We start from the raw sequence: 24,850 nt of genomic DNA, 5'->3' as shown, positions 1-24,850 counted from the left end.
TTGTTGGGTTGCCGTTTGCGGGAATGGCTTCTCATACGTCGTGTTCGCCGAATGGCTCACACGCGTCGGAAACGACGATCCTGCCGCGAAGGTTACTGGGTCAATCGTCTCGGCAGAGTAGTTTCTCAACAAAACCCACTGAGCATCGGGGTGTTCGCCTTGCGGCACCCCGATGCTTAGAAATACGTACCGCACATGACCGACACACCATCCGACGCCGATCCGGACGATTCAGCACCCCATTCAGAGGTGGATGTATCGAGCGATGACATGGGAGATTCTCCCGACGCACCCGTCCGGCGGTCTCTGGCAGTTCGACTTAAATCAATCGGCAAAGCGAAATGGTTCGTGTTGGCCGGTCTGATTTTCTTGCTTGGTTTCGCCGCATGGCGGTGGACGTCGCCCAGTCCCTTGGTCGCCCCCAAACCGCTGGCGCTTTCAGCTTCGGTTCGGTTCGGTCAAGAGATTCAAGATATCCTCGGTGGCAAGCAAACGCGGCTGTATGTTGCCGATTACGTCGTCGACGACGCGATGTTGTCATCGCTGCCGATCGAAACCCTTCGGAAAGCCAAACAAGAAGCGCTTGCAGCGAAAGACGATCCACCGCCCGCAAATGACCAAGATCAGGATCAAGCGAAAGATCCGATCTACGACGAAGCTGGCAAACGAATCAACTTTGACCCGCCGGCCTGGCAGGATTATCCGAAGGTCGACACCGTCTTGATCGATCAGGGCATCGTCACCGGCGAGGGACTGGCAAGAATCGCCGAGCTGCCCGATTTGGAACACGTGCGGTTAAGGTTGTCACCGATCACCGACGAAAACCTAAAGCCGTTGTTGCAGTGCCGTGAACTGTGGTTGATCAATCTTCCCCACAGCGAACTGACCAATGAAGGGATTCGCTCGCTGGCGGAAATTCCGAAACTCAAACAGCTTCGCCTGGGATCAAAAAACTTGACCAACGATTGCTGCCGCGCGATCGCTGAGTTGACTAAACTCCGCGGCCTGCATTTGATTGGTGTTCCGGTGACCGATGACGGAGTCAAGGTTTTGGCCGAACTACCCCATTTGGAATCGTTGTACCTGGACGATTCTGCCGTCACCGATGCGGGATGGGAGTGGGTGTTTCGCAACCATCCTGAGTTGCACATCCACATCAACCAAAAGCACCACGACCGCGACCCGCAATCACATCAACATTAACGCCTAGAGAATCCCGCCGTGGGTTCGGATCGGCGACATGTGGCTGGGCGAATCCAATTGCCAAAAACGCTCCCAATCGTCAACGATCTGACGCAGGTTGTCCGACGTGAAGAGCAACTGCTGAACGCGCCGTTCGGGGCGAGCCGAATAGATCGGCAAGAAACATCCGACGCTCGTCGTCACGGTGAGCATCAACGCCAGCCCCAAGACCATTTGACAGGCGATCGACGTGGTCGAACGACGCTTTGTCTGTGATCGAATGGTTTGCGACGAAGGTTCCGTCATCGAATTGGAAACTTTCATGCTGAGTTCCTCCATGAACTGGCAAACGCGTTGGTTCCGTTTAGCTCCAATTTCCGGTGGGACGGATCGGAGCGTCGGGATCTTCGGCTGATGGGTTGGGTTTCGAGTTGGCTGCTTTCGATCTCGATGCGGCGGCTTCGGCGGCGTGCATTTCGTTCAATTCGGCGTCGAGCCAAGCCGGGCGGCTCGGTTGTTCACTCAGATCCTGGACCCGCTGCTCCATCACCTTGCCGGGTTTGAAGCTAACTACGAATTTCTCAGGAACATGAACTTCCTTGCCGGTCTTGGGATTCCTCGCGATGCGGGCGGCCCGAGGTTTAACCTCGAAGACACCAAAATTTCGCAACTCGATTCGTCCTTCTCGGACCAGCGTTTCGACAATCGAATCGAATGTCCTTTGCACTACCTCTTTCGTCTGCTGCTGCGTCAATCCGAGTTCTTCGGAGATGACTCGCACGATTTCTTTTTTGGTCACCCCGTTCTGCTCCCAGCCGTTGACTCGCTATGTTTCGCAAGAAAAACGGCGTAAACCGTTCATGCTGCTCGACTTATGAACGATCACTGTAGAAGCGGTGGGGGGTGGGTGTCAAGGTGGCGTAAGCCGGAAAACCGGATTCACCCGGACTCCCTACCGAAAGGGAATCCCCGTGTGATCAGTATCGGTCGACCTAATCGTTAAACTTCAATCAAACCGACTTTTCCGTGCGGCGAATTTCGATTTCTTCAAAACTGTACAAACGTCCGGTTCCCGCGCCGGGGCAGACCTCGCACGTTTCCTTCCAATCGGCCTTCGTCTGCAGCGTCGAGTCCCAGAACGGCCACGTCCGACATTGGATCGGCCGTGCCTGGTAGACGAGGCAATGCCGCGATTCGGGATGCAAAAAGATGCAATCTCCGTCGGGGTACTCGACCAAACTGATCCGATTTCCGACCCGGCGGGTGAACTTGTGTTCGAACGCGTCGACATCCATCTCCATCGCCGCCGCCATGGCGTCGATTTCGTCCGGATTGACGAACACGTAACCGGGCTCGCCGCTGCAGCATGCTCCGCATTGGGTACACTCGAACGCCAACCCGGATTGGTACCAGGGGCCTTTGGCGTCCTTCGATTTCTTCGTTCCTGTACGGCTCATCGATCGTTACGAATCATATCCATGGGGGTGCGATTGGTGCCATTTCCAGGCCGTCGAGACGATGTCACGAAAATCCGTGTAGCGGGCTTCCCAGCCGAGCAATTCTTTGGCCAAACGAGCATCGGCGACGAGTTCGGGTGGATCACCGGGGCGTCGTTCTCCGATCACCGTCGGAATCGGATGGCCGGTGACCTCGCGACAGGCGTCGATGATCTCGCGAACACTCGTTCCTCGACCGGTCCCGAGGTTCACCTGGATGCCTTTGCCGGGCTGCAGTTTTTCGACCGCTGCCATGTGGGCGGACGCTAAATCGTCGACGTGGATGTAGTCGCGAATGCAGGTACCGTCGGCGGTCGGGTAATCCTTACCGAAAACGGTGATGTGTTCCCGCTGGCCCAAGGCGACTTGCAAGACGATCGGAATCAGGTGCGATTCGGGATCGTGGTGTTCGCCGATCTTGCCGCTCGGGCTGGCCCCGGCCGCGTTGAAATACCTTAACGCGGCGTAAGCAAATCCGTAGGCATTGGCGTAATCGGCGAGTGCCCGCTCGATCACCAATTTGGTGAAACCGTATGGATTGATCGGGTTTTGCGGCGTCGTTTCGGCGATCGGGATGGTTTCGGGAGCCCCGTAGGTGGCCGTCGTGCTGCTGAAGATGAATTTCTTCACATCCGTTTTTCGCATCGCTTCGAGCAGCGACAACGCGGCGACGACGTTGTTTTGGTAGTACACCGCCGGATCACGAACCGATTCACCGACCTCGGCGAACGCGGCAAAGTGCATCACGACCTCGATTCCGTGATCCGTGAGTGTCCGCTCCACCAAATCTTGATCTTTCAGGTCGCCTCGGACGAGCGTTGCATCCGGCACGGCCGCCGCGTGGCCGCGACTCAGATTGTCATATACGACGACTTTGTGTCCCGCCGCGTGCAACATTGCTACCGCATGAGACCCGATATACCCGGCCCCACCGACCACCAAAACATTCATCCAATTAACCCTTGCTAGTTCAAACGTCGATAGACCGTATTAATAGCGAATTCGTCGGCTCGAGGACAGGACAGCCCTGAGGGAGAATCACCATGGCCCCACGACTGACCAAACTTCAAAAACTGCAAAATGGTGCCGCCGCACCCAAAAAAGTCGACGCAGGTGATTCGATCTGCTCCGATTTTTTGACCTACCTCAAGCGTGAATGCCATTTGGCCGCCAACACGGTTGCCGCCTACGGTCGCGACATGAAGCAGTTTGTTCAGTGGCTCGATGGCCGCAAACCGGCCGCGATGAAGGTTTCCGACCTGTCCGCCTTCATCGGCCATTTGCACGACAAGGGACTCGCCCCCGCGTCGATCTCCCGCAACGTCGTCGCGGTTCGGACGTTTTACAAGTACTTGCAACTCGAAGGACTCGCGACGGAGAATCCAGCCGAACTGCTCGCTACCCAAAAGGCCTGGCAGCGGATGCCCGGCGTGATGTCGCCCTCGCAGGTCGAGGCGTTTTTGAAATCCGTCAAGAAAAGCGACTCGTTTTGGGAACGCGACCGAGCGTTGCTCGAGGTGCTTTATGCGACGGGATGTCGAGCTTCGGAGGTCTGTTCGTTGCGGTTGTGCGACCTGTCGCTTTCGGAAAAACATTTGCGATGCCACGGCAAAGGGGACAAACAACGGATGGTCCCGATCGGCGGTCGAGCGATCGCGGCAATCGAACTGTACCTGCAACAGGCACGCGGCATCCTGGCGACCCGCGGCCCGACGCTGTGCGATGAGTTGTTCCTGTCGCGAGGCGGCCGACCGCTCGATCGCATCCAACTTTGGCGATTAGTCAAACGCTACGCTCAGCGAGCGGGCATCCTGTCCGACGTCAGCCCGCACTCGCTGCGGCATAGTTTTGCAACGCATCTTCTTGCCGGCGGAGCGGACTTACGACAAGTCCAAGAGATGCTCGGTCACGCCAGTATCCAAACAACCCAAATCTACACTCACGTCGAACACTCGCGACTGCGGAAAGTTCATGCGCAGTTTCACCCGCGTGCTTAGCCTGCTTCTACCGTGTCACGAAGCCCCATCCTTTTTTATAATTCGCTCACAAACCAAATTCGATCGCTCTCCCCAATGTCTTCTGCCGAGACTACGACCAACTCATGCTTAGCAAGCGTCATCAGATTGACCTTTCAAACTGCCAAGGTTGCCCCTGCTGAGCGAATTAGGTAATATCACTCAGCGGAATATCGAGTTGAGTGATTTTGGTCAAATGACCCTAGTGACTTACCCCGTATCACGGTATATCACCCTACTGACTAACCCCGTCTCGCCGTATATGACCCTACTGAGTAGGGTTGAATCTATTGTTACCCGATTGGCTTCAATCAAAGCTGACGTAGATGGACCATTCCAATCCATACTCGCCAACTTGCACGACAAGTTACTCGCGGCGCCCTCGGAACTGGCCGTTACTTTTCGCGAACACCGTGTTTGCGATTCACGTTGTTGGCGGGTTCTACGCGCTGTACGTATGGCTTCGTCCTTCAGGGCGATTTTCCTCGGACTTGGTGCAATCCATTGAAAACGCTGTCAACTCTGTGGTGTTTGTTCCGCTCTTCATGATGTTGCTCTTTGGTCCAGTGACACTAGCGACGTTGGCATATTACTTCGCCTCACATCGTAAACGGTGTCTCCGTTTCCTTACTGTTAGTCTTGGGATCGCCTCGTTCCAGTTCTACCTTGCTTTGCCGTATGCGCGTTGGTAACGTAATCGTTTAGTTCGTCGCGCAGAACGACGGGTAACCATCCCGATCGGGATAGGGGCCCGGTTGCCCGGGACCCCTCCCACACCACCGTACATGCGGGTCCGCATACGGCGGTTGAGCACGAGTTTTAAATCGCCATGTTGCCATGACGACCCAAGCCATTGGGACCGTTGCGTTCACTCGAAACCCTCGTTTGCGTGCGTGGATTGAAGTCTTAGTAACCTGCAATACACGCGTAAAACGCCGAGGGTTTTCGAGTTTTCTAAATAAATCGCAAATCAAGCTTCGCTTGATTGAGGCCTAGGACGGACGATTGAGTTTCGATTCGCAAAACCTCGCAAGCCGTCCTCAGGTGCACGGACTGGTTTTGGATTTCGTTCGTGCTCGTGCTCAGCATCGCGGTGCTCGTGCTCGCAATCGATCACCGCCGCGTTGTCTACCGATGATTCCCCGACCCCATCAAACTTGATCGCCATCCGAGTCAACATCGAGATGACTCATTTGAGCGTCAGCTTCATATTAAGGCTTGTCTTGATATCCAATCCACCGGACACAACGAGCACATCTTGGATCGTTCATCAAAGCTGCTTTTCGATTACGAGCACGAGCACCGTTTCACTGAGCACGAGCACGATGGAGCACCTCGATCCAGAACCCTCGCTTACGCAGCGGGTGACGAAAAAAGTGCAACTTCAAAACTTACTCGACGGGCTTGTATGGATCCCTTGCTTGCGCGACGGGCTTGTATCTTTGCGGCGTAGCCGCCTTAAGCCAATCTTCGGGTGTACAACCACCACTCGACGACGAGGACGATCAATACGATCACCAACAAGATTCGCCAATACTCACGCCGGGTTTCCATGCCCGCGTCGACGGCGGCGATCGTTTCGTAGCCGAGTTCAACGTCTTGCTTGGTCGCTAGCTGGCTTTCGCTCAGATCGAAAAGATTAATCGCAAACCGATCCACCACGTCTTGGCTTGGGATCGGGTTTTTGACTTCGTCACCTCGGACGAGCTGATAGTTCCCTGGCGTTTGCGTTTGCACGATCTCGACATTGCCGCCGTCGCTAACGCTAAGCGATCCCAACGACACGTCGGTGTCCTGTTCACCGGTTCGGACGAGTGTGACGTTGCGGACGGCACTCTCCAATCGAGCAACGACCATTTCACCAGGGCGATAAGACGGGGCCGCCGTGGAAGCCGACGCACCCGCCAATTGCCGCAACACATTGAAAAGAAACACCGGCCATGATCGCTCGGCGTACCAATTCGTGTTGGCTTGGACGTTGCCGTCGTCATCCTCACTGACCAAAGCAAACCCCATCACCAGGTCGCGGTAGCTTCCTCGGGGCGCGATCGCCATGACCGTCCCCGCATCGGATTCCACTAGATCCAAGGTGCCCTCGGGTCCGGAGACGGCACGGCCGGAAAAGATCAGCAACGAGTAGAGTTCCAAGTAACGCATGACCGGATGCGTGCGATCGACGTCGATCAATGTCAAACTCGTGGGTTCGGATTCGAACGACCAACCGTCGCCGGGAAGATCACCGATCGTGAACGTATTGGTCGCAGGCAGTTTGTCGGGATGGCAACGATCGAAGATGATCAAATCATCTTGTCCCGCGACGGCACGCTTGGCGTAAGCTTCGGACTTCATGTATTCCGGTGAAACAAATTCGCACGTCGCTACGCGAGCAATCTTTTCCGTCGTCAACCCTAACTCAAGCGGTTGATTTCCTTCGGTGACCACCAAGACCGAAACCAAACCCGATGGGGTCAACGATGCGTAAGCGGTGTCGTCCAAATCTAAATCATCGTTGATGTCCAAATTCAGCCGCAACCTCACCGCGTCTTGGGCTTCGACTTCGAATGACAATCCCGATTGTTCGCCTGGTTCGAGTGACACCGACGCGGCATCGATCAGGCGACCTTCGAGCAACAAGCTTGCCTCTCCACTGAGCGCAGTCTGGCCGGTATTGACGATTGTTGCGAAAGCTTCGACGCGGGTCGGATTGTTCAAATCACGGTTGGCCGAGAACGAAACGATGGCGAGGTTCTTAGTCTGAGTGGAGCCGACGGCGCGGTACTGGGGTTTTAAATTCCCAAGATTGAACTCGGTTACCTGCTCAAACCCGCCATCGCTAAAGAGCAGCATTTCCGCCGGCATCGCGTCAGCGACTTGAACGTCACCGACGTCACCGATTTGGCTGGTGCGACGCGGATTGGCCAAACCGTCGGCCGCTTTGAGCGCACCCAAAATGTCCGTCGGTCGGTTGGTGACGGCGCAGCGGGTCAGGGCATCCCGCAAGCGATTACGGTCGGACGTGAAGGCCTGCATGACTTCGGCGCGATCACTGAATTGGATCAGCATCGCGGTCTCGCTGTCCGTCATCGCATCAATGCGTTCGCCGATTTGTCGCTTGGCGAGTTCAAAGCGACTCGGCACGGCGGATTGATCGGATGCGTCCGTCGCCGGACCTTGCATACTAGCCGACGCGTCGAGTAGGAAGACAAGTCGACCGAGCGAATCGGTTTGGTCACGCACTCCCGGACGAAACAAGGCTAGGCCGGCCAGCAGCACTGCCAACAATTGCAAGAACAACAGGATGCTGTTTCGTAACCGTTGCAATAAACTGTTGACATGCAAATCCTCGATCGTTCGCGACCACAAGTAAGTGCTGGGCACTTGCACCGGTTCGCGGCGCAACTTCAAGAAGTACAACAGGACGATCCCCACGGGTACCGCCGCCAAGACAACCCAAGGCCAAAATCCGCTCAGTGCGGGCGTGAAGTTCATCGCTTGTCATTCCTCATCGCACGATTCCGCGTGAACGCAGATACTTCGTCATCACCGTTTCGATCGGCGTATCGGTGGGTACAAGCACGTGCACGATCGAACGTTTGGCACAGTAATGTCGGGCCTGTTGCAAGAACGCTTTGAGGGTTTCTTCGTAACGGTCCAAGACGAATTGGTTCACGGTGATTTCCGCCGCGTCGCCGTCTTCGACGTCGATCAATCGACGGTCGCCCCGCAGCGGCGGTTTGAGTTCTTCTTGAGAGAGCACCTGCAAGACGAAAACATCCATCTGGCGTCCGATTAACATTCGCAGGGCTGACTCGTACCCAGTCTTGTCCATCAAATCGGTAATCAAGACCACCACGCCGCTGGTCACGCCTCGGGTGACGAAGTCTTTGACCCCGTCGTGCAAGGAGACGTTTGAACCACCGGTGTCGTTGACGGAGCGATCTTCGGAACTCACGACGGCACGCGGGGATTGAACCGTTTCCAAATACTTGAGCATCTTCCACAACGAACCCCGCGACCGCACGACCGGCGCATTGCGTCCACGGGGGCCGAGTTCTTGAACACTGACCCGATCTCCGCGACACAATCCGATGTACCCCAGTGCCGCAGCCAACTGTTTTGCCACGCGAAGTTTATTGGGCGTGCCGAAGTTCATCGACGCGCTCGAGTCGATCAACGCGTAGAAATGCAGGTCTTCTTCCTCTTGAAACAGTTTCAGGAACAACTGGTCCAGTCGAGCGTATAGATTCCAGTCGATCAATCGCAGATCGTCTCCGGGGACGTAGTTTCGAAAGTCGGCAAACTCGACGCTTTGGCCTTTCCGTCGGCTGATCCGTTCCCCTTTCATCCGACCGCGAAAGATTTTGCGAGAAATCAACTCCAATCGTTCGAGCCGTTGCAACATTGCGGGCGAAAGCAATGGGCCGGATTCCGCCGCAGGCGCGGTCGTGTTGCTAACTTCGGTAGGAATGGAGGAATTCGACATGCCGATAGCTTACCGGATATTGGCCGATCCGGCACAATCAACGACGCGCAAAATGATCCGGTCTGCAAATCCGTGCCGGATCGCTAGGATAACAACGGCGACCGGCACGCGGATCGGCGTCCATTGCGAACTCAACTTCCACGTCCATCCCGACCCATGACCGATACGCCCGACGATTCCCCCCAAGAAAATAGCCAGCCGACCGACCATCCGACCGGAGAAGATTCGCCGGGTTGCCTTCCCGCAGTGGTGGCCGGAACACTGTTGATGCTGATCGTGGCGTTCGTGTTATGCGGCGTGACGACCTGGATCCTTTTTCAAAAACGCACCGAGATCGCGAGCCGATCCTTACAGGGGTTCATCCCCAACATTGAACAAAGTTTGCTTGAGCCCGACGACAAAGCTCGCGTGATCGAGCAGCTCGAGACGTTGATCAATCAAATGCGTGATCCGAACTACGATCCCGCTCAGGCAGCCGCGATTATGCAACGGATCGTTCGATTGCCGATCCCGCATTGGGGTGAACTCGACGCGGTCGAATCGTTCGTGCGGAAAGAACTGGAAGGCGACGAGCAACAACAGGCAGTCAAACAACTTTCACGGGTTCGCAGGGCCGTCGAAATGAACCAGGCGACGGTGTTCGACATCGTTGATGTGCTCGAACCGGTCGCGGTGATAGACGAAACCCCTATCGGTCGGTCCCTGAAAACCAAACTCACTCGCCAAGATGTCGACGAGGTGATCGTCCGGGCAAAACGGTTAGCTGATCGGGCGGAGATCACCGATCAAAAGTTCGACCGCGTCGACATGGCCGATATCCTCGCCCGCGAGATTCAAACCGCCAAAACCGAAGGTGGCTATTGAGCCCGTATTCAGCTTGTTTGAAGTTTTGTCGGGTGTGTTTATCTGGTTTTCGCTTTTCCGGACCAATGGAGTGGAGACGCTTTCGTCGGTTTTCCGCGTGCCCCCCATTTCCAAGCCGCTATGATGAAGCGGAGCACAGGAATTTTGATGAGCAAATCTATCTGGCCGAAGGGTGATAAGACCGACGTGTTGCTCAATGCCGCACGTCAGGGCGACCCCGACGCGATCAACCAACTACTCGACCGGCACCGCGGCGGCATTCGTCGCTTGGTGGAGATGCGTCTGGACCGTAAAGTCCAACGACGCGTTGACGTCAGTGACGTCGTTCAAGAGGTTTTGGTGGAAGCCAGCGGCCGCTTGGACAAGTACCTCGACGATCCCGTAATGGCGTTCCACCTCTGGCTTCGCCAAATCGCGTGGGATCACATCATTGACACTTACCGTCGCCACCGCGTCAGTGCCAAACGCAACATGGACCGGGAACAGCCGCTCAACGTCGGTGGCGACCAGATCGACGAATCGTCGGTCGACCTCGCGATCCAGCTCTGCGACCCCGCCATGACACCCGCCGCGGTAGCAACCCAGCGTGAGATCGCGTCGAAAGTCGAAGCCGCGATTGAAAAACTCGACGATGCCGACCGTGAAGTCATCTTGATGCGGCACTACGAACACCTATCGAATCTGGAAATCGCCGAAGTCCTGAATCTCAATCCGCCCGCCGCGAGCATGCGCTACCTGCGCGCCGTCCGCCGCTTGCGAACCGTCTTGGAAGAGGACGACGAGTCGTTAGGGTGATTCACTCCTGCCATGAACGCTGATCTTCCTGAAAACTTTCCCCTCGAACTTCCGCCGCTGCCGAGTGAGCGGCTAGCGATGGACGCGCTGCAAAAACTCGCCGTTCGCGCCCTCAGCGACGTGTTGGTGATGTCGCCAGGTCGCGGGCAAGCGGCTTGGTTAGCTGAAACGATTTGGCCCGAAGCGAACGTGACAAGTTGGTTCATCGATTCGCATCGCGCCGCCCAGGCCGAGCTCGCTGCCGGTCAAGCCGGACATCATCCGTTGATCGTTTGTGAGATGGATTTGCCCGAGCAAGCGATTGATCTCGCCGTGCTGCCCGTGCTCAAGACCGGTGAAGCGGAAATGAATCGCGACTTGATGCAGCAAGCAGTTGCAAGGTTGCGAATCGGCGGGACCTTGATCACGGCCGTCAACTCTGCTGCTGATCACTGGTTGCAAGCTCAGATGCAAGGTTTGTTTGCAAAAGTGAAATGCACTCGCACCGAAGACGGCTGCGTTTACGAAGGCGTCAAGAAAGTGGAGCTCAAAAAGGTTCGTAGCTTCGAGGCCGCGATTGAGTTTCGTGTTGATGATCGTGTGCTGACGACGTATTCAAGACCCTCGGTGTTCTCGCACCGCAGCATCGACACGGCTGCGCGAATCATGATTCGTGAAGTGCCCATCACGGACGGTCAGAACGTTTTGGAACTCGGCTGCGGCAACGGAGCCGTCGCGTTGGCTGCGGCCGCTCGCTCGTCATCGGGAAACGTGTACGCGGTTGATTGCAATGCTCGATCGGTGGACTGCGTCCGCCGCGCTGCGGATCGGCATCAACTCACACATGTCACTGCGATCCTTAATCATGATGGTCAACTCGATGGCGTTGTGATGCCCTGCGATATCGCACTGCTCAACCCGCCCTACTATGGCGAGTTTTCGATCGCCAAACATTTTGTTAACACCGCCATCCGGTACGTCCGCACCGGAGGCGAGATTTGGATCATCACCAAGCAAGCCGACAACTATCATGACCAAGATTGGAAAGGAGCGTTCTTCGTTAGCTCGGTCAACGTTCAAGGCTATGATTTGATCTGCTACCGCAAGCTCTAGTCCGACCCCTTGTTTGACCGTCGAAGCTTTGCCATTCCATTTTGCAGCTTCATCAAGGTCAAGGCGACGGCGACGCGTACCGGACAGCCCACCGCCGTTGCCAACTACCTGTGACTCGAATAGTCTATACACTTCTGCTTGGCATCGCGTGATCATTCACTGCCGCATTATAAAAGTGGCATCGGCTTCCAGCCTGTGGAAACAGAAACACAGGCTGGAAGCCTATGCCAATTATTGTTCACGCGATGCTTAGCGCGGGCGAAGCGATTTGAATGCCGTTCGATTTGGGGCGATTTGCAATACGCCATCAACGGCGACGGCGGGCTGTCCTAGCATCTATTTGAAAGTCTTTCTTAATGAATTCCTCTTCAACGTTGGCCCTTCGCGGCATCATCCCGCCGCTTGTCACGCCGCTGTCTCGGCGTGACGAACTCGATTCAGAGGGATTGAATCGGTTGATCGAGCATTTGATCGATGGCGGTGTATCGGGAGTCTTCATCCTTGGCACGACCGGCGAAGCACCGAGCTTGAGCTACCGACTGCGTCGTCAATTGATCAGCGAAGTCACCGACCGGGTCGCCAATCGGATTCAGGTACTCGTCGGTGTGACCGACACCGCGTTCGTCGAATCGGTCGACTTGGCCAAACACGCCGCCGACTGCGGCGCCGATGCGGTGGTCTTGACGACGCCTTATTACTTTCCGGCCGGGCAAACGGAACTTGAAAGCTATATCCGCAACATCGCGCCCGAGTTGCCACTTCCGTTGGTGCTCTACAACATGCCACAACTGACCAAGGTGTGGTTTGAAATCGATACGTTGGAACGTCTCACCGACATCGAATCGATCATCGGGGTCAAAGACAGCAGCGGGGATCTGGAATACTTCGCCGAACTATGCGGACTCAAATCGATTCGACCGGACTGGTCGATCATGATCGGTCCGGAAGCGAGATTGGGCGAAGCCATGGCCCGGGGCGGCGATGGGGCGGTCGCGGGCGGGGCGAATGTGTTACCTCGGTTGTTCGTCGATCGTTACGACGCCCTTGTTGAGGGAGATCAAGCGAAGGCTGATGCTGCTCAAGAGAAGATCGAACGGTTCCAGAAGATTTACGACGTCGGCAAGTACGCATCACGACACATCAAAGCGACCAAATGCGCGTTGTCGCTTGCCGGTATCTGCGGCGACCTGCCCGCCGACCCGTTTCATCCATTCCATGCACCGGAGCGTGAAAAAGTAGCTGAGATCTTGCGTCAGATCACGGTCTTGCCGATCGTTCCGGCGGATGCCCCGGTCTGATGCGGGCTCAATTCTTTGCACTCGACTGGATCGTCCTGATCGCCTACTTCGTCGGCGTCATGGGGTTGGGACTGTTCTTTTGGAAACGCAGCGGTTCGAGCGAGGAGTTCACCGCCGGCGGGCGATCGTTGCCGGGCTGGCTGTGCGGCCTTTCCATTTTCGCGACGTTCTTGAGCAGCATCAGTTATTTGGCGTTGCCCGGCAAATCGTTCGTCGACAATTGGAATCCGTTTGTGTTCTCGCTGTCGATTCCGGTCGCGGCGATTATTGCGATTCGGTATTTCATGCCGCTGTACCGCGATGCGGGAGAAGTGTCCGCTTACGCACTTTTGGAAAAGCGTTTCGGCGTGTGGGCACGGTTGTACGCGAGCGGTTTTTACTTGCTGTTTCAAGTCGCTCGAATCGGCGTGGTGATGTATCTAATGGCACTGCCGATGGCGGTCATCTTTGGATGGGATATTCGCTACGTGATCGTGATTACGGGTATTCTTGTGACGGCGTATTCCTTCGTCGGTGGCATCGTTGCGGTGATCTGGGCCGATGCGATCCAGGCGATCGTTTTATTAGCCGGAGCGATCGTGGCGTTGTACGTGATCTTGACCGGTCTTCCGGACCCGAGCGGCCATGAGGGAGCGATCGGACTCGCATCGGGAATGGAACAGGTGATCGATACCGGCCGGCAAGCGAACAAGTTTTCGCTCGGCGATTGGGAGTTTTTTCAATTGTCCGAAGCGACCGTTTGGGTGTTGCTCGCGTATGGGCTGTTTGAAAACCTAAAGAATTTCGGCATCGATCAAAGTTACATTCAACGCTACATCGCCTCGAAAAGCGAACGCGATGCGGCCAAGAGTTTATGGCTGAGCGCGGGTTTGTACGTTCCCGTCAGTGCTCTGTTTTTTTTCATCGGCACGTCGTTGTATGCTTGGCACGAGGCCTATCCGATGGACACCGAGGCGGTCCGTCGGGTGGTTGCCAAACAAAAGCTAATGCAACAAGGCGTTGAACCGGAGTTTGTCGGCCGCGACGACGAGGAGTCATTGACGTTTTCACCTGCTTACGAAGCCCAACTGTCGCAAACGGCGGCGGCGTTAACACGCAAAGACATCGGCGATCGGGTGTTCCCGCATTTCATCGCCGCGCATCTTCCAGCCGGTGTTTCGGGTTTGCTCGTTGCGGCGATCTTCGCCGCCGCGATGAGCACCGTCTCGACTTCGCTCAACTCGTCGGCCACGTTGGTGATGAGCGATTTCTATCAACGTTTGATATCACGAAACGCCGACGATCGACAACTCATGAAAGTGCTCCATGCGGCCACCATCGCGTGGGGTTGCTTGGGAACGGGGATGGCGTTGTTTTTGGTTCGAGTGACCGAAAGTGCCTTGGATATTTGGTGGCCCCTCTCGGGCGTCTTGGGCAGCGGCATCATCGCGTTGTTCTTGCTCGGAGTCTTGGTGCGGGCCGCCGGCAGTCGCATCGCGATCGCCTCGGTGGCGTTCGGATCGGCGGTGATTGCGTGGATGGTGCTGTCTTCGAGCGGCCTGTGGCCGGAGGATTTCGCGATTCCGCCGAGCGACATGCATCCGTTACTGGTGATCGTGGTGGGGACCCTCGTGATCGTGGGCAGCGGGTTCATTTTGTCGATTCTAGCGATCATGACGTCGGAATCGTCTCAGAATTGATTCGGCAATCATCTTGAGTCCGGCTAAAATGTGAGAGGACTTCGAAACCTTCTGACCGGTTCTCAACGTATCATCGCTTTATGTTCTCGTATTTCTTTCGACCTTCGTTCGCGTTCATCTTGCTAGTCGCCTGTCTGTCAACGGACGGGTTCGCTCAGCGGAGCCTGTTGGAAGACAGTGACCCGGCCGTCGAGCAGACGATGTTGCGTGCCCAACGCGGGCCGGCGGATTTGGGGCAAGCGATCTCAGCTTTGACGCGAATGGGCGAGTTCGAGAACGTCGAACAGCTCCTCGGTTCAATCCAGCAACGCGGCTTCAACGAAGCTCAAAAGAATCAGGTTGCCGCCGAAATCAGTTCCAGCGAGCGACTGCGAATCGTCAATCATCCGCAAGTCTCGGGGACATCGATCAAGACACTCGACGAGTTGTTTGAATTGCGGGCTAAGCAGTTGCAATCACCCGATCGGCTCGGCAAAGCCATTGAGGGGTTGCTTTCTTCCGATCCCGACCAAGCTCTCCCGGCGATCCGAATTTTGTTTCAAGGCGGCGAGGCATCGACCGCGGCGCTCGTTCGAGCGATCGTGGGCACGACCGACGCGAACCGACGCGACGTGTGGTTGCGGGCCATGTTGCGCATCGATGCCGAGGCCGGTGTCGAAGCGATCCGTCGTTTGGCATTATACGGAACCCCCTCAGCAAGATCAGGCGCGATCGCGGCGTTGATTCGTTTGGATCCAAACAAGTATCCGACGGAAATGATCTTGGCGCTGCATCGCCGCGGCGACACCGATTCCGACGCGGCCCGGATGGTTGCCGAGGCGATCGAGAAGCAAGGCGAGTCGATCCCCACTCGCACCGCCGTGGTCGCCGAGTTTCGCCGGCAACTCGAAGAATCCATGCGGATCGCTGTGCATTCGGTTCGCGACATCGGTCGAACCGAAGCGTGGGTGGTGACGAAAGATCGGGAGGCAGTGAAGCGTCAACGATTGCCCGCTTGGACATTGTCGTTTCGCGACGCGGCCGATGCGGCTGCTCGGCTCGCGGCGATCGGCGACGATCGTCCCGGCAGTGTCACCGACCAAGTTGTTGCTGTGATCGCATACGAGGTTGCCAACAATCCAGACTGGGGTGGGCCCAATCAAGTGGAATCGTTCTACCAACAGTACATCCAGCCGGCTCTTGTTTCTGATGGCGAGCCGTCCCCGATCGATTCGCCCGCCGACTTGATCCTGCCCGCATTGCGGCGTGCCGTTTCAACCAACAATGATCCCGCCGCATTGGGGCTGATCCGTTTGGTTAACAACGATCGCGACTCGGTCCAGAACTGGCTCGCCGGCTCGGGTCGCGAGGTGTCCGCCTTGGTTGCCGTGGTCGATCATCCCAACTCGACCGTTCGTTACGAAGCCGCAGCCGCGATCGCCGGATTGAACCCCACGATGCGTTATGCCGGGTCGACGCGGGTTCAGGAACGTTGGATGCAAATGAGCCGTTTGGGAAATCGTGGATCGGCGATCATTCTTGAGAACCGTCCGGAAGTCGTTGCGGCTTGGGAACGGTTGATGAATCAGGCGGGTCTGGAACCGGTTTTCGTTTCCACCGCTCGCCAATTGGAAGCGATCGCGTCGATCGGCGATGACGTTCGGATGATTATCTCCAAGGCCGAACCGAAAGACGTCGCGGCGGTCGAACTGACAGATCTTGTCCGACGGATTCGAATGACCCGCGATGTTCCATTGCTGTTCTACAACGATCCGCCGCCACAACTTGCCTCGCCGGAGCCCGAAGAAGTCGTCGAAGAACTCAATGCGGAAGAAGCCCAAGCCGCCGCTGACGAGGCCGCCACCGTTCCGGACAAATACGGCATCATCGGCGGCATCGAAAACATCGAAGGGGTGGTTGAAAAAGAACTGCTTTATGGCGACTTGGATATCGATTCGACGACTCGTCGCGTCTTGGATTTGGAATACGTCGGTCGATCTCGTTGGCAAGACGTCTCACTGCGAGCCGGGATGATTAGCCAAGTCATGCGTCCTCGCAGCGTGGCCGGGTTGTACGAGATACTGCTCGAGAGTCGCCGACGCCAGCACTTGCCGCCACTAAGCCCGATCGATCGAAACCGATTTCGCCAGATCGCCGTGACCGCGCTGAGTGAATGAGGCTCCACTCAGCTAGCGCTTTGTCTAGATTCAACTTTAGGGTTGGCAACATTAGCCGTTTGGGCGCTAGCAGCGTGTTGATTTAATCGTAACCCGAAGCGTCAGCGAGGGATTGAACACCATTAAATCCTTTGTAGGTATCCCTCGCTCACGCTTCGGGTTACGATGCAAACTAAATCAACAGCCCGCTAGCCCCGGTTCTTGCGACGGAACCGTGGCTAGCGCCAAAACGGCTAATCCTAAAATTAAAGTTGGACAGACCACTAGTCATGCCAGCGGTTTCGCGGCACTCAAAAGTTTCGCGATCGGACTTATGAGAACCGCTCGTTGGTTTTGGTGTAGGTCGGGCCGCCCATTCGGCCGATCGTATTGACCTTTTCGGGAACCGGGTTGCCTTCGGCATCGAGAATCGAATCGTTCAAGTAAATTGAAACGATCCGCCCGACGACGAGGTTTGCTCCACCTGGTCCGACGCCGAGTTGCATCGCGGTCAATAATTCACATTCGATCGCCGCAGCAGCATATCGTACACGCGGCGGCTTGACGCGAGTTGACGGATATTTGTCGGTACCGGTCAACACGAATTCGTCTTCGTCGGGTCCGGTTTCGTCGGCCGATTTTTTCATCGCATCGGCGAACGGTTCGGTGACGATATTGACAACAAACTCCCCAACGGCGCGGATGTTGGCCAGCGTGTCTTTGGGCCCACCGTCGGCCCGGTTGGCGGGACAGAACATCAAGGTCGGCGGATTGACCCCGACACCGTTGAAAAAGCTGTACGGGGCTAAGTTACACGTCCCCGCCGCATCGACCGTCGACACCCAAGCGATCGGCCGCGGCGTAATCACCGCCACCATCGCTTCATAAAACCGACGCATCGAAACGTCACCGGGCGAGATGTTCATGGATTAAGACTCACATAGAGTGGAAGATACGATGGCCAATTCAGTCGACGGCTTTGTTCATCGCGATATGATCGTGGAATAGTACAACGACGTGAACCATCGCATAAACATCGAAATCAAAGAAGATGCACAAATCGAACAGGAATGCCGTTGCTGCTGGGCTGAATGGGGCCCGCGAAAACCTTCAATACAATCTTCAGCGGACAAGAGCAAGCGGCCGTTTTCGCGGGCAACGCGATCTGCGAGTATCGTTTGACTGAGACTAGGTGAAGCATCGGCAGGATGTGTCGCCGCTCCGCGGCTTGGTGATTCGTTTTGTTCCGGTGTCCCCATGCTGACGCATGGGGCTAATTGCTGTCGCGGCTCCGCCGCTGGAGGATGATGTGCATGAAACGGCCGGGGAGTCGCGGAGCGACGGTAGCAGTTAGCCCCATGCGTGAGCATGGGGACGATGAGTATGAAACGGTTCGGGAGTCGCGGAGCGACGGCAGGATGTGGTTTCGGATTTGCAAGACGACGGTGCCAATACTCTGCGTGTTTCGACTTGCCTCGCCTACCGATCCCGTTACTCGCCGAGCGGCTTCGCATCGAAGTAAAACTCATACCAATTGCGTTCCCGCATTTTCTTGCCGTCGGGTAAGCCAGCGGGCCGCAGTTCGGTGCACCACGTTTGTAAATCTTGGTGAAGTTTGCCGGCGAGTTCTTGGTGGTCTTCGATCAGGTTGCGGTGCTCGTGTTGATCGCTTTCCAAATCAAATAGAAAACGTCGTCCGTCGCCGACAAAGAGGTATTTCCACTTGCCACGACGAATGGCGGCTTGATCCCAAAAACGAAAATACAACGTTCGGGTGGAGGGATTTTGAATGTCGTTCACTCGGGGAATCAAATCCAATCCGTCGAGTTCGTTGTCGACGGTGGTCGGGTCCCCGCCCGCTAACTTCAGCACGCTCGGTGCGATGTCCAGCGTGCTGACGGGCCAATCGTATGTCGTTCCGCTGGGCAATTGACTGGGCAAGCTCCAGATCATGGGGACGCGGATCCCGCCTTCGGACAGCATTCCTTTCTCGCCGACCCAAGGTTCGTTCAGCGATCCGTCCCAGCCGCCCATGTCACCATCGATCGGCGTATCGGGCTTGGTCAACTTCAGCGGCGCCCCGTTGTCGCTGGTCATGACGATCAGCGTGTTGTCAAGCAACCCGTGATGTTTCAATCGCTCGACTATTCGGCCGACGCCGTCATCGATCGCCGCGATCATCGCCAAGGCGTATCGTCGTCGCGTCGGCATGTCGTCAGGGAAGCGTTGCAAATACTTTTCGGTCGCTTCCAATGGCGTATGAGGACCGTAATAGTTCAGTTGCAAATAGAACGGCGTCTCATCGTTTCGATCGATAAACGATACCGCCGCCTCGGTTTGCACATCGATACGGAAGTCATCGTTTCGGATCACCTTCATGGACGGAAGCAATAACGATTCGGTAGTTAGCTTGTCTTGACCTTCAGGCGGGTTGCCGGGACGAGGAAGCTCGTAGTTGACGCGATAGTTCTGCAGTTCACCCCAAAAGTATTCATCGAACCCTTGAGCGGCCGGAGAGTATGGCTGGATCTTATCCCAAGGAATGCGTCGTTGACCGCGAGGCTGGTCGACCATCGTTGGAAGTTCGCGACGCATCCAATCGACGCATAGGATGTTCGGCTCCAGATGCCACTTGCCGACAAAACCAGTTCGATAACTCAGGGGTCGCAAACGCTCGGCAATGGTCACCGCTTCGGTGGCCAGCGGCATATCGGGAATCGTATCGACGCCGAATCGTTGTTGATATCGACCGGTCATCAGACCGGCGCGCGATGGGCTGCACTGCGGCGACGTCACGTAGGCGGCCGTGCAGCGAACCCCACGACCGGCGAGCGCATCGATGTGCGGTGTTCGAATGTCATCGACTTGGCCTTGGCATCCCAAATCCGCCCAACCTTGATCGTCGGTCAAGATCACGATCACATTCGGCTTCGTCGCTGGGATGACCGCTTGCGCGGTTCGATCGCCGATCACGAAATGGCCGAGCGTGACTTTTGATTCGGAATCCGTGATCGACCAAACCGCACCCGGACGTGTCGATTGCGTTTTGGTTTGTAACGGTTCGATCGTGCCATAGGGTTGGGCGTTGCCATCACGGTCGGACCAATGCAATTGAACCGCGCCGCGCTGGCGATTGATAAAATGGACTGGAAACGGATTGCCATCCGGTTTGGATGCGGGAACTGATTCCGACGATGCGGTGTGCCATGTTAATTTGGCGAGTGATTCGACTGATGGCTCGATTGGTGACGCGAATGTTTGCGGCGCACCAGTGCGAAACGCCGCCAGTTGATCTTGCGATGGGCGACTCAATGATTCGGGCTTGGCCGCCAAGTTGGTCCACTCGAACGGGTCCGCTTGGATGTCGTAAAGTTCTTCGCTGCCGCCCGCGTAATGAATGTAGCGATGTGTCCGGCCGCTGATCGCGTAGCTGCCCGGCGTCGAAAGGAATGTCACCGAGTTGTGTTGCCAATTTTCCGTTGCCGGGTCAACTAACAACGGCAGAAGGCTCGGGCCATCATTGTTTTCCTTTTTGGGTAAGTCACACAATTCCAACAACGTAGGAAACAGGCTCAGCAGATTCACCGGCGCGTCACAAATGCTATTTGCAATAGTGCCGCTGGGCAATGCGGAACTGATTGACGTCGGGACGCGAATCATCAACGGAACCCGCGTCACAGCCCGCCACGGCGTGTACTTTTGCCAGTGTTCTTTTTCGCCGAGTTGCCACCCGTGGTCGGACCACAACACGACGATCGTGTTGTCCGCGTTGGGTCCGGATTCCAATGCGTCGAGGACGCGACCGAGCATCGCGTCGGCGAAATGAATCGAGGCGAGATAACCTTGAATGCCGCGTTTCCACTGGCCCTGATCTTGGATGTGGGCGAAATAGCGATTGCGGGCGGCACGCTGACCGGGGTCAGGCACATCGTCCAAATCATCTTCGCGATAACCGGGCGGAAGTTGGATGCTTTCAAGCGGAAACGGCTCGAAGTATTTCTTGGGAACAAACCACGGCTCGTGCGGTCGATAAAGGCCACAGCCGAGAAAGAACGGCTTGTCATGCTCTTGGCTCAATTGCTCGCCGATCCAACGACTTACCGACCAATCGCCGCCGAACTCTTCGTCGGTCACATCGAGCGCCGCCCAATCGGTTTCGACGTACTGCCACGGGCCGCCCCGTTTGAGGTTGACCGGACGCTCGGCCGGATAGAACGTTTGCGGAAACGGGTTCTCGGATTCGGCTTTGGGAAAGTATTCGTCCCATGAGCCCGCATCGATGAAGTAATGCAACAACTTGCCCGAACCGGAGGCGTGGTAGCCGTGCTCACGAAAGTAAGCAGGCAGGATGACGTCGCTCGGCATCACCTCACGCATCTTTTGGCGATTGTCGTACAGCCCTGAAAGATTGGGTGCCCGTCCGGTGAAGACGGCCGATCGGCAAGGATTGCAAGCCGGTGCCGGACAATGAGCATTGGTGAACAACACACCGCTGGCGGCCAAGCGATCGAGGTTTGGCGTGATTGTTTGTGGGTGTCCGCCCAAGCATCCGATCCAGTCGTTCAGGTCGTCCATCGCGATGAACAGAACGTTGGGACGCTTAAAATCTTCTGCGTTGACGACTGACGTGAACGTGGAAATCGCTAGAACAAAAAATAAGATTTGTTTCATGACTGTCATCGGCATTGGAGGAACCGGCGCAAGCGGGCTGTTGATTCAATTAGCCGTACCGCGTTAGCGGCGGTTAATCGGACGCCAACCGGGGCTAACGCCCATCGGCTAATTCTTGTCATTCGGTATACGACTAAATGACCAGACCGCAAGTATCACCGAGCCTGGAAGAATTGGTGGCGACTTGCAACATGCGTCACGATCGTGGTGATTTACCACGCGGTTCCCAATTGGGATGAGGTTGGTGCGCCTCGGCCATCCTCGCTTCCATTGCTTCGACGACGCCGGGATGTTCGTTCGCTACATCGTGGGCTTCCCCGATGTCTTGGCTCAGATCGAATAATTGAGTCTTGCCCGTCATCCACGGCATGCGGATCGCTTTCCAATTGCCGCTGCGGACCGCTTGCTTACCGCCCTGTTCATAGAACTCCCAGTAAAGGTAGTCGTGTGTTTGCTGGCGTTCGGGCCGGCCGGAGATCGTTGGGACAAAACTGATCGAGTCGATGTTCGCGGGCGGCGTCGCACCGGCAAGTTCCGCAGCCGTGGCCATCAAATCCCCGAAGTAACCGACATGATCGGACGTGGTGCCGGCCGGCGTTGTGCCGGGCCAACGGACGATCAACGGCACGCGAATGCCGCCTTCGGAAAGATCACGCTTCATGCCCCGCAACGGTCCGTTGGGATCGAATCGTTCGGGGTTGTGTCCGCCTTCGTTGTGAGGACCGTTGTCGCTCGAAAACATCACGACGGTGTCTTTCTCGACGCCGAGTTCACTCAGTAAATCCAAAATGCGTCCGACATCGGCGTCCATGCGTGAGATCATCGCGGCTTGGCCTTTATCCTGGTTGGGCCATTCCTTGTCGGCGTAGATGCCGTAGTCGGGCACTTCCTGACCATCACCGACGCCTTTCGTGGCCTCGTTGTTAGCGTGAGGAATCGTTAGCGAAAGGTACAAGAAGAACGGCTTCCGGTCGGGCTCCGTCGACGCATTGGTTTGGATGAATTCCAATGCCTCCGTCGCGATCAGATCATGACTGTAGGCGATTTTCTGGGTCGCCCAGCCGCCGGAGAAGCCGCCATAGGAGCCGTCTACCCGCTGAACAACATTGCCCAGTTCCGCCCGTTGTTCGTTTCGCCACAAGAATTCCGGGTAGTAGTTGTGAGCGTGAACTTGGTTGAGGTAACCGTAGAAGAAATCGAACCCTTGTCGACGCGGCAACCCCTCGCGGCCACCGGGGGCTTCGTCGCCCAATCCCCACTTGCCGCATAAGCCGGTTTGATAGCCGGCCGATTTCAAAACTTCGGCGACGGTGACGTCTTCGTCGCGTAAGGATTGAGCGGACATATCCGGTCCGCCCGCATTACCACGCACATGAGTGTGCCCCATGTGTTGACCCGTCATCAAGACGCTGCGTGAGGGCGCGCACACGGTGTTGCCCGCGTAGAAATCGGTGAACCGGATGCCTTCGGCCGCCATTTGATCGAGCCTCGGCGTTTGGATCAGTTCTTGGCCATAGCAACCGAGGTCACCATAGCCAAGGTCGTCAACAAGAATGAAGACGATGTTCGGACGCGGTGATTGGGCCGACGTTGACGAACTGACAAAAATCCAACAGCACAGCGAAAGCAGGAAAAAGTTGCGTTTCATGAGTCTCGTTCATCGCTAGGTAAGTAAGTCGAAGCTTTGCCGCGACATTCTAGCTGATGATCCCACGTCGGTGGGATGATTCGAATCGTTTACGCGATATCGAAATAACGGTTGACGATGTTCTCGAGTAGCTCTTGTCGACCGCTCGTGTTCGGCTTGGCGTCGCCTTTGTCGAGCATCAACGATTCGAGATCAGCGAAGCTCGCATTGCCGCTTTCGATTTTCTTGCCCAAGTCGCTGTTCCAACTTCCGTAGCGATTGTCGACGATTTGCTGCAACGCACCGTCCTCGATGATCTTTGCGGCGATCTTCAAGCCGCGGGCGAATGCGTCCATGCTACCGATGTGGGCGTAAAATAGATCGATCGGTTCAAAGCTTTCTCGGCGGACCTTGGCGTCGAAGTTCACGCCTCCGGTTCCGAGTCCGTACTTGAGCAGCACCAACATCGTTTGCGTCGTCAAGTAATAATTGGTCGCGAACTGGTCGGTGTCCCAACCGAGCAACAGGTCACCCGTGTTGGCGTCGATCGACCCGAGGGCTCCTTGCATGCCAGCGTATTCGAGTTCGTGCATCATCTCGTGACCGGCAAGGGTCGCGTGATTGGTTTCGATGTTCAGCTTGAAGTGATCGGTCAGATCGTACGACCGCAAGAAGTTCAAACAGGCCGCCGCGTCGGAATCGTATTGATGCTTGGTCGGCTCTTTCGGTTTCGGCTCGATCAGGAATTGGCCGGTGAATCCGATTTCTTTGGCGTAGTCGACCGCCATGTGGAAGAACCGCCCAAGGTGATCGAGTTCACGTTTCATGTCGGTGTTGTAAAGACACTGATAGCCTTCACGACCTCCCCAGAAGACATAATTCTCGCCACCGAGTTCTTTCGTTACTTCCATCGCTTTCTTGACCTGAGCGGCCGCGTAGGCGAACACTTCGACGTTGCAGGTCGTTGCCGCGCCGTGCATGAAACGTGGGTTGCTGAACATGTTGGCGGTGCCCCAAAGCAGCTTGACGCCGGTTCGTTGTTGCTCTTCCTTGAGCACGGCCGCGACCGCGTCGAGGTTCGCGTTGGTTTCAGAAAGACTTCCTCCTTCGGGGGCCACATCGCGATCGTGAAATGCGTAGTAGGGCACGTCGAGTTTTTCAAAGAACTCGAACGCGGCGCGAGCACGGTTGCAGGCGTTCTCGACTGATTCCGTACCATCGTCCCACGGGCGATGCATCGTCCCGCCGCCGAACGGATCGGCTCCTGTTCCACGGAACGTATGCCAATACGTCACGGCGAAACGCAGTTGATCCTTCATCGTTTTGCCCGCGACGACTTCGTCCGGGTTGTACCAACGGAACGCCAGCGGGTTGTTCGATTGCGGGCCTTCGTAACGGATCTTGGAAACTTCGGGAAAAGCAGTCATGGATCTCACGTGGGGAATGGGGCAAACGGAGTTATTTTCGGTGATTATCCCGAGTCAATCTCGAAATTCCAGTAGATATCGCGCAT

Annotated in this window: 18 protein-coding genes; 8 read left to right on the top strand and 10 right to left on the bottom strand. The window is 56.3% G+C overall.

The window, feature by feature from the left end; genetic code table 11:
- The first annotated feature begins 195 nt into the window (after positions 1-195).
- Positions 196-1,203 (top strand): leucine-rich repeat domain-containing protein, encoded by a 1,008-nt coding sequence (locus Pla100_RS17625; protein WP_146579009.1) that lies wholly within the window; start codon positions 196-198, stop codon positions 1,201-1,203.
- A 3-nt stretch (positions 1,204-1,206) separates the two neighbouring features.
- On the opposite strand, the gene Pla100_RS17620 is transcribed toward Pla100_RS17625, so the two are convergent.
- From Pla100_RS17620 to galE, 4 genes are all read right to left on the bottom strand, one after another.
- Entirely contained in the window at positions 1,207-1,506 is a 300-nt protein-coding gene (locus tag Pla100_RS17620) for a hypothetical protein (RefSeq protein ID WP_231603164.1), read from the bottom strand.
- A 40-nt stretch (positions 1,507-1,546) separates the two neighbouring features.
- On the bottom strand, positions 1,547-1,981 hold the full coding sequence (locus Pla100_RS17615; protein WP_146579008.1) for an HU family DNA-binding protein: 435 nt from the start codon (positions 1,979-1,981) through the stop codon (positions 1,547-1,549).
- 211 nt (positions 1,982-2,192) lie between these two features.
- The gene (locus tag Pla100_RS17610) at positions 2,193-2,639 is read right to left on the bottom strand and encodes a YkgJ family cysteine cluster protein (protein ID WP_146579007.1); all 447 of its coding nucleotides are present in this window, start codon (positions 2,637-2,639) and stop codon (positions 2,193-2,195) included.
- A gap of 6 nt (positions 2,640-2,645) precedes the next feature.
- On the bottom strand, positions 2,646-3,629 hold the full coding sequence (gene galE / locus Pla100_RS17605) for a UDP-glucose 4-epimerase GalE (RefSeq protein WP_146579006.1): 984 nt from the start codon (positions 3,627-3,629) through the stop codon (positions 2,646-2,648).
- 92 nt (positions 3,630-3,721) lie between these two features.
- Here galE and xerD point away from each other — a divergent pair, with 92 nt between their 5' ends.
- On the top strand, positions 3,722-4,675 hold the full coding sequence (gene xerD, locus Pla100_RS17600) for a site-specific tyrosine recombinase XerD (protein ID WP_146579005.1): 954 nt from the start codon (positions 3,722-3,724) through the stop codon (positions 4,673-4,675).
- Between the two features lie 1,476 nt (positions 4,676-6,151).
- On the opposite strand, the gene Pla100_RS17595 is transcribed toward xerD, so the two are convergent.
- The gene (locus Pla100_RS17595) at positions 6,152-8,182 is read right to left on the bottom strand and encodes a vWA domain-containing protein (RefSeq protein ID WP_146579004.1); all 2,031 of its coding nucleotides are present in this window, start codon (positions 8,180-8,182) and stop codon (positions 6,152-6,154) included.
- A 13-nt stretch (positions 8,183-8,195) separates the two neighbouring features.
- Positions 8,196-9,176 (bottom strand): DUF58 domain-containing protein, encoded by a 981-nt coding sequence (locus Pla100_RS17590; protein ID WP_146579003.1) that lies wholly within the window; start codon positions 9,174-9,176, stop codon positions 8,196-8,198.
- 156 nt (positions 9,177-9,332) lie between these two features.
- Between Pla100_RS17590 and Pla100_RS17585 the strand changes: the two genes are divergently transcribed.
- From Pla100_RS17585 to Pla100_RS17560, 6 genes are all read left to right on the top strand, one after another.
- Positions 9,333-10,040, top strand: a complete 708-nt coding sequence (locus Pla100_RS17585) for a hypothetical protein (protein WP_197168032.1) — start codon at positions 9,333-9,335, stop codon at positions 10,038-10,040.
- 147 nt (positions 10,041-10,187) lie between these two features.
- Entirely contained in the window at positions 10,188-10,835 is a 648-nt protein-coding gene (locus Pla100_RS17580; protein WP_146579002.1) for a sigma-70 family RNA polymerase sigma factor, read from the top strand.
- Positions 10,836-10,847: 12 nt separating this feature from the next.
- The gene (locus Pla100_RS17575) at positions 10,848-11,927 is read left to right on the top strand and encodes a methyltransferase (RefSeq protein WP_146579001.1); all 1,080 of its coding nucleotides are present in this window, start codon (positions 10,848-10,850) and stop codon (positions 11,925-11,927) included.
- Between the two features lie 356 nt (positions 11,928-12,283).
- Complete coding sequence (locus tag Pla100_RS17570) at positions 12,284-13,225, top strand: dihydrodipicolinate synthase family protein (protein ID WP_146579000.1); 942 nt, start codon at positions 12,284-12,286, stop codon at positions 13,223-13,225.
- Complete coding sequence (locus Pla100_RS17565) at positions 13,225-14,904, top strand: sodium:solute symporter (protein WP_146578999.1); 1,680 nt, start codon at positions 13,225-13,227, stop codon at positions 14,902-14,904. Before Pla100_RS17570 ends, Pla100_RS17565 begins: the two co-directional genes overlap by 1 nt.
- Positions 14,905-14,984: 80 nt before the next feature.
- The gene (locus tag Pla100_RS17560; RefSeq protein ID WP_146578998.1) at positions 14,985-17,060 is read left to right on the top strand and encodes a hypothetical protein; all 2,076 of its coding nucleotides are present in this window, start codon (positions 14,985-14,987) and stop codon (positions 17,058-17,060) included.
- Between the two features lie 311 nt (positions 17,061-17,371).
- On the opposite strand, the gene Pla100_RS17555 is transcribed toward Pla100_RS17560, so the two are convergent.
- The 4 genes from Pla100_RS17555 to xylA all read right to left on the bottom strand — a co-directional run bounded on the left by Pla100_RS17555 (position 17,372) and on the right by xylA (position 24,764).
- Entirely contained in the window at positions 17,372-17,965 is a 594-nt protein-coding gene (locus Pla100_RS17555; protein ID WP_146578997.1) for a flavin reductase family protein, read from the bottom strand.
- A 565-nt stretch (positions 17,966-18,530) separates the two neighbouring features.
- On the bottom strand, positions 18,531-21,710 hold the full coding sequence (locus tag Pla100_RS17550; RefSeq protein ID WP_146578996.1) for a sulfatase-like hydrolase/transferase: 3,180 nt from the start codon (positions 21,708-21,710) through the stop codon (positions 18,531-18,533).
- A 196-nt stretch (positions 21,711-21,906) separates the two neighbouring features.
- Positions 21,907-23,358: an arylsulfatase gene (locus Pla100_RS17540; RefSeq protein ID WP_146578995.1), complete on the bottom strand. Its 1,452-nt coding sequence runs from the start codon at positions 23,356-23,358 to the stop codon at positions 21,907-21,909.
- Between the two features lie 89 nt (positions 23,359-23,447).
- On the bottom strand, positions 23,448-24,764 hold the full coding sequence (gene xylA / locus Pla100_RS17535) for a xylose isomerase (protein WP_146578994.1): 1,317 nt from the start codon (positions 24,762-24,764) through the stop codon (positions 23,448-23,450).
- Positions 24,765-24,850 lie beyond the last annotated feature (86 nt).

The sequence above is a fragment of the Neorhodopirellula pilleata genome (assembly GCF_007859915.1).
Classification (GTDB): Bacteria; Planctomycetota; Planctomycetia; order Pirellulales; family Pirellulaceae; genus Rhodopirellula; species Rhodopirellula pilleata.
This window is presented reverse-complemented; position numbering and strand designations above follow the sequence as displayed.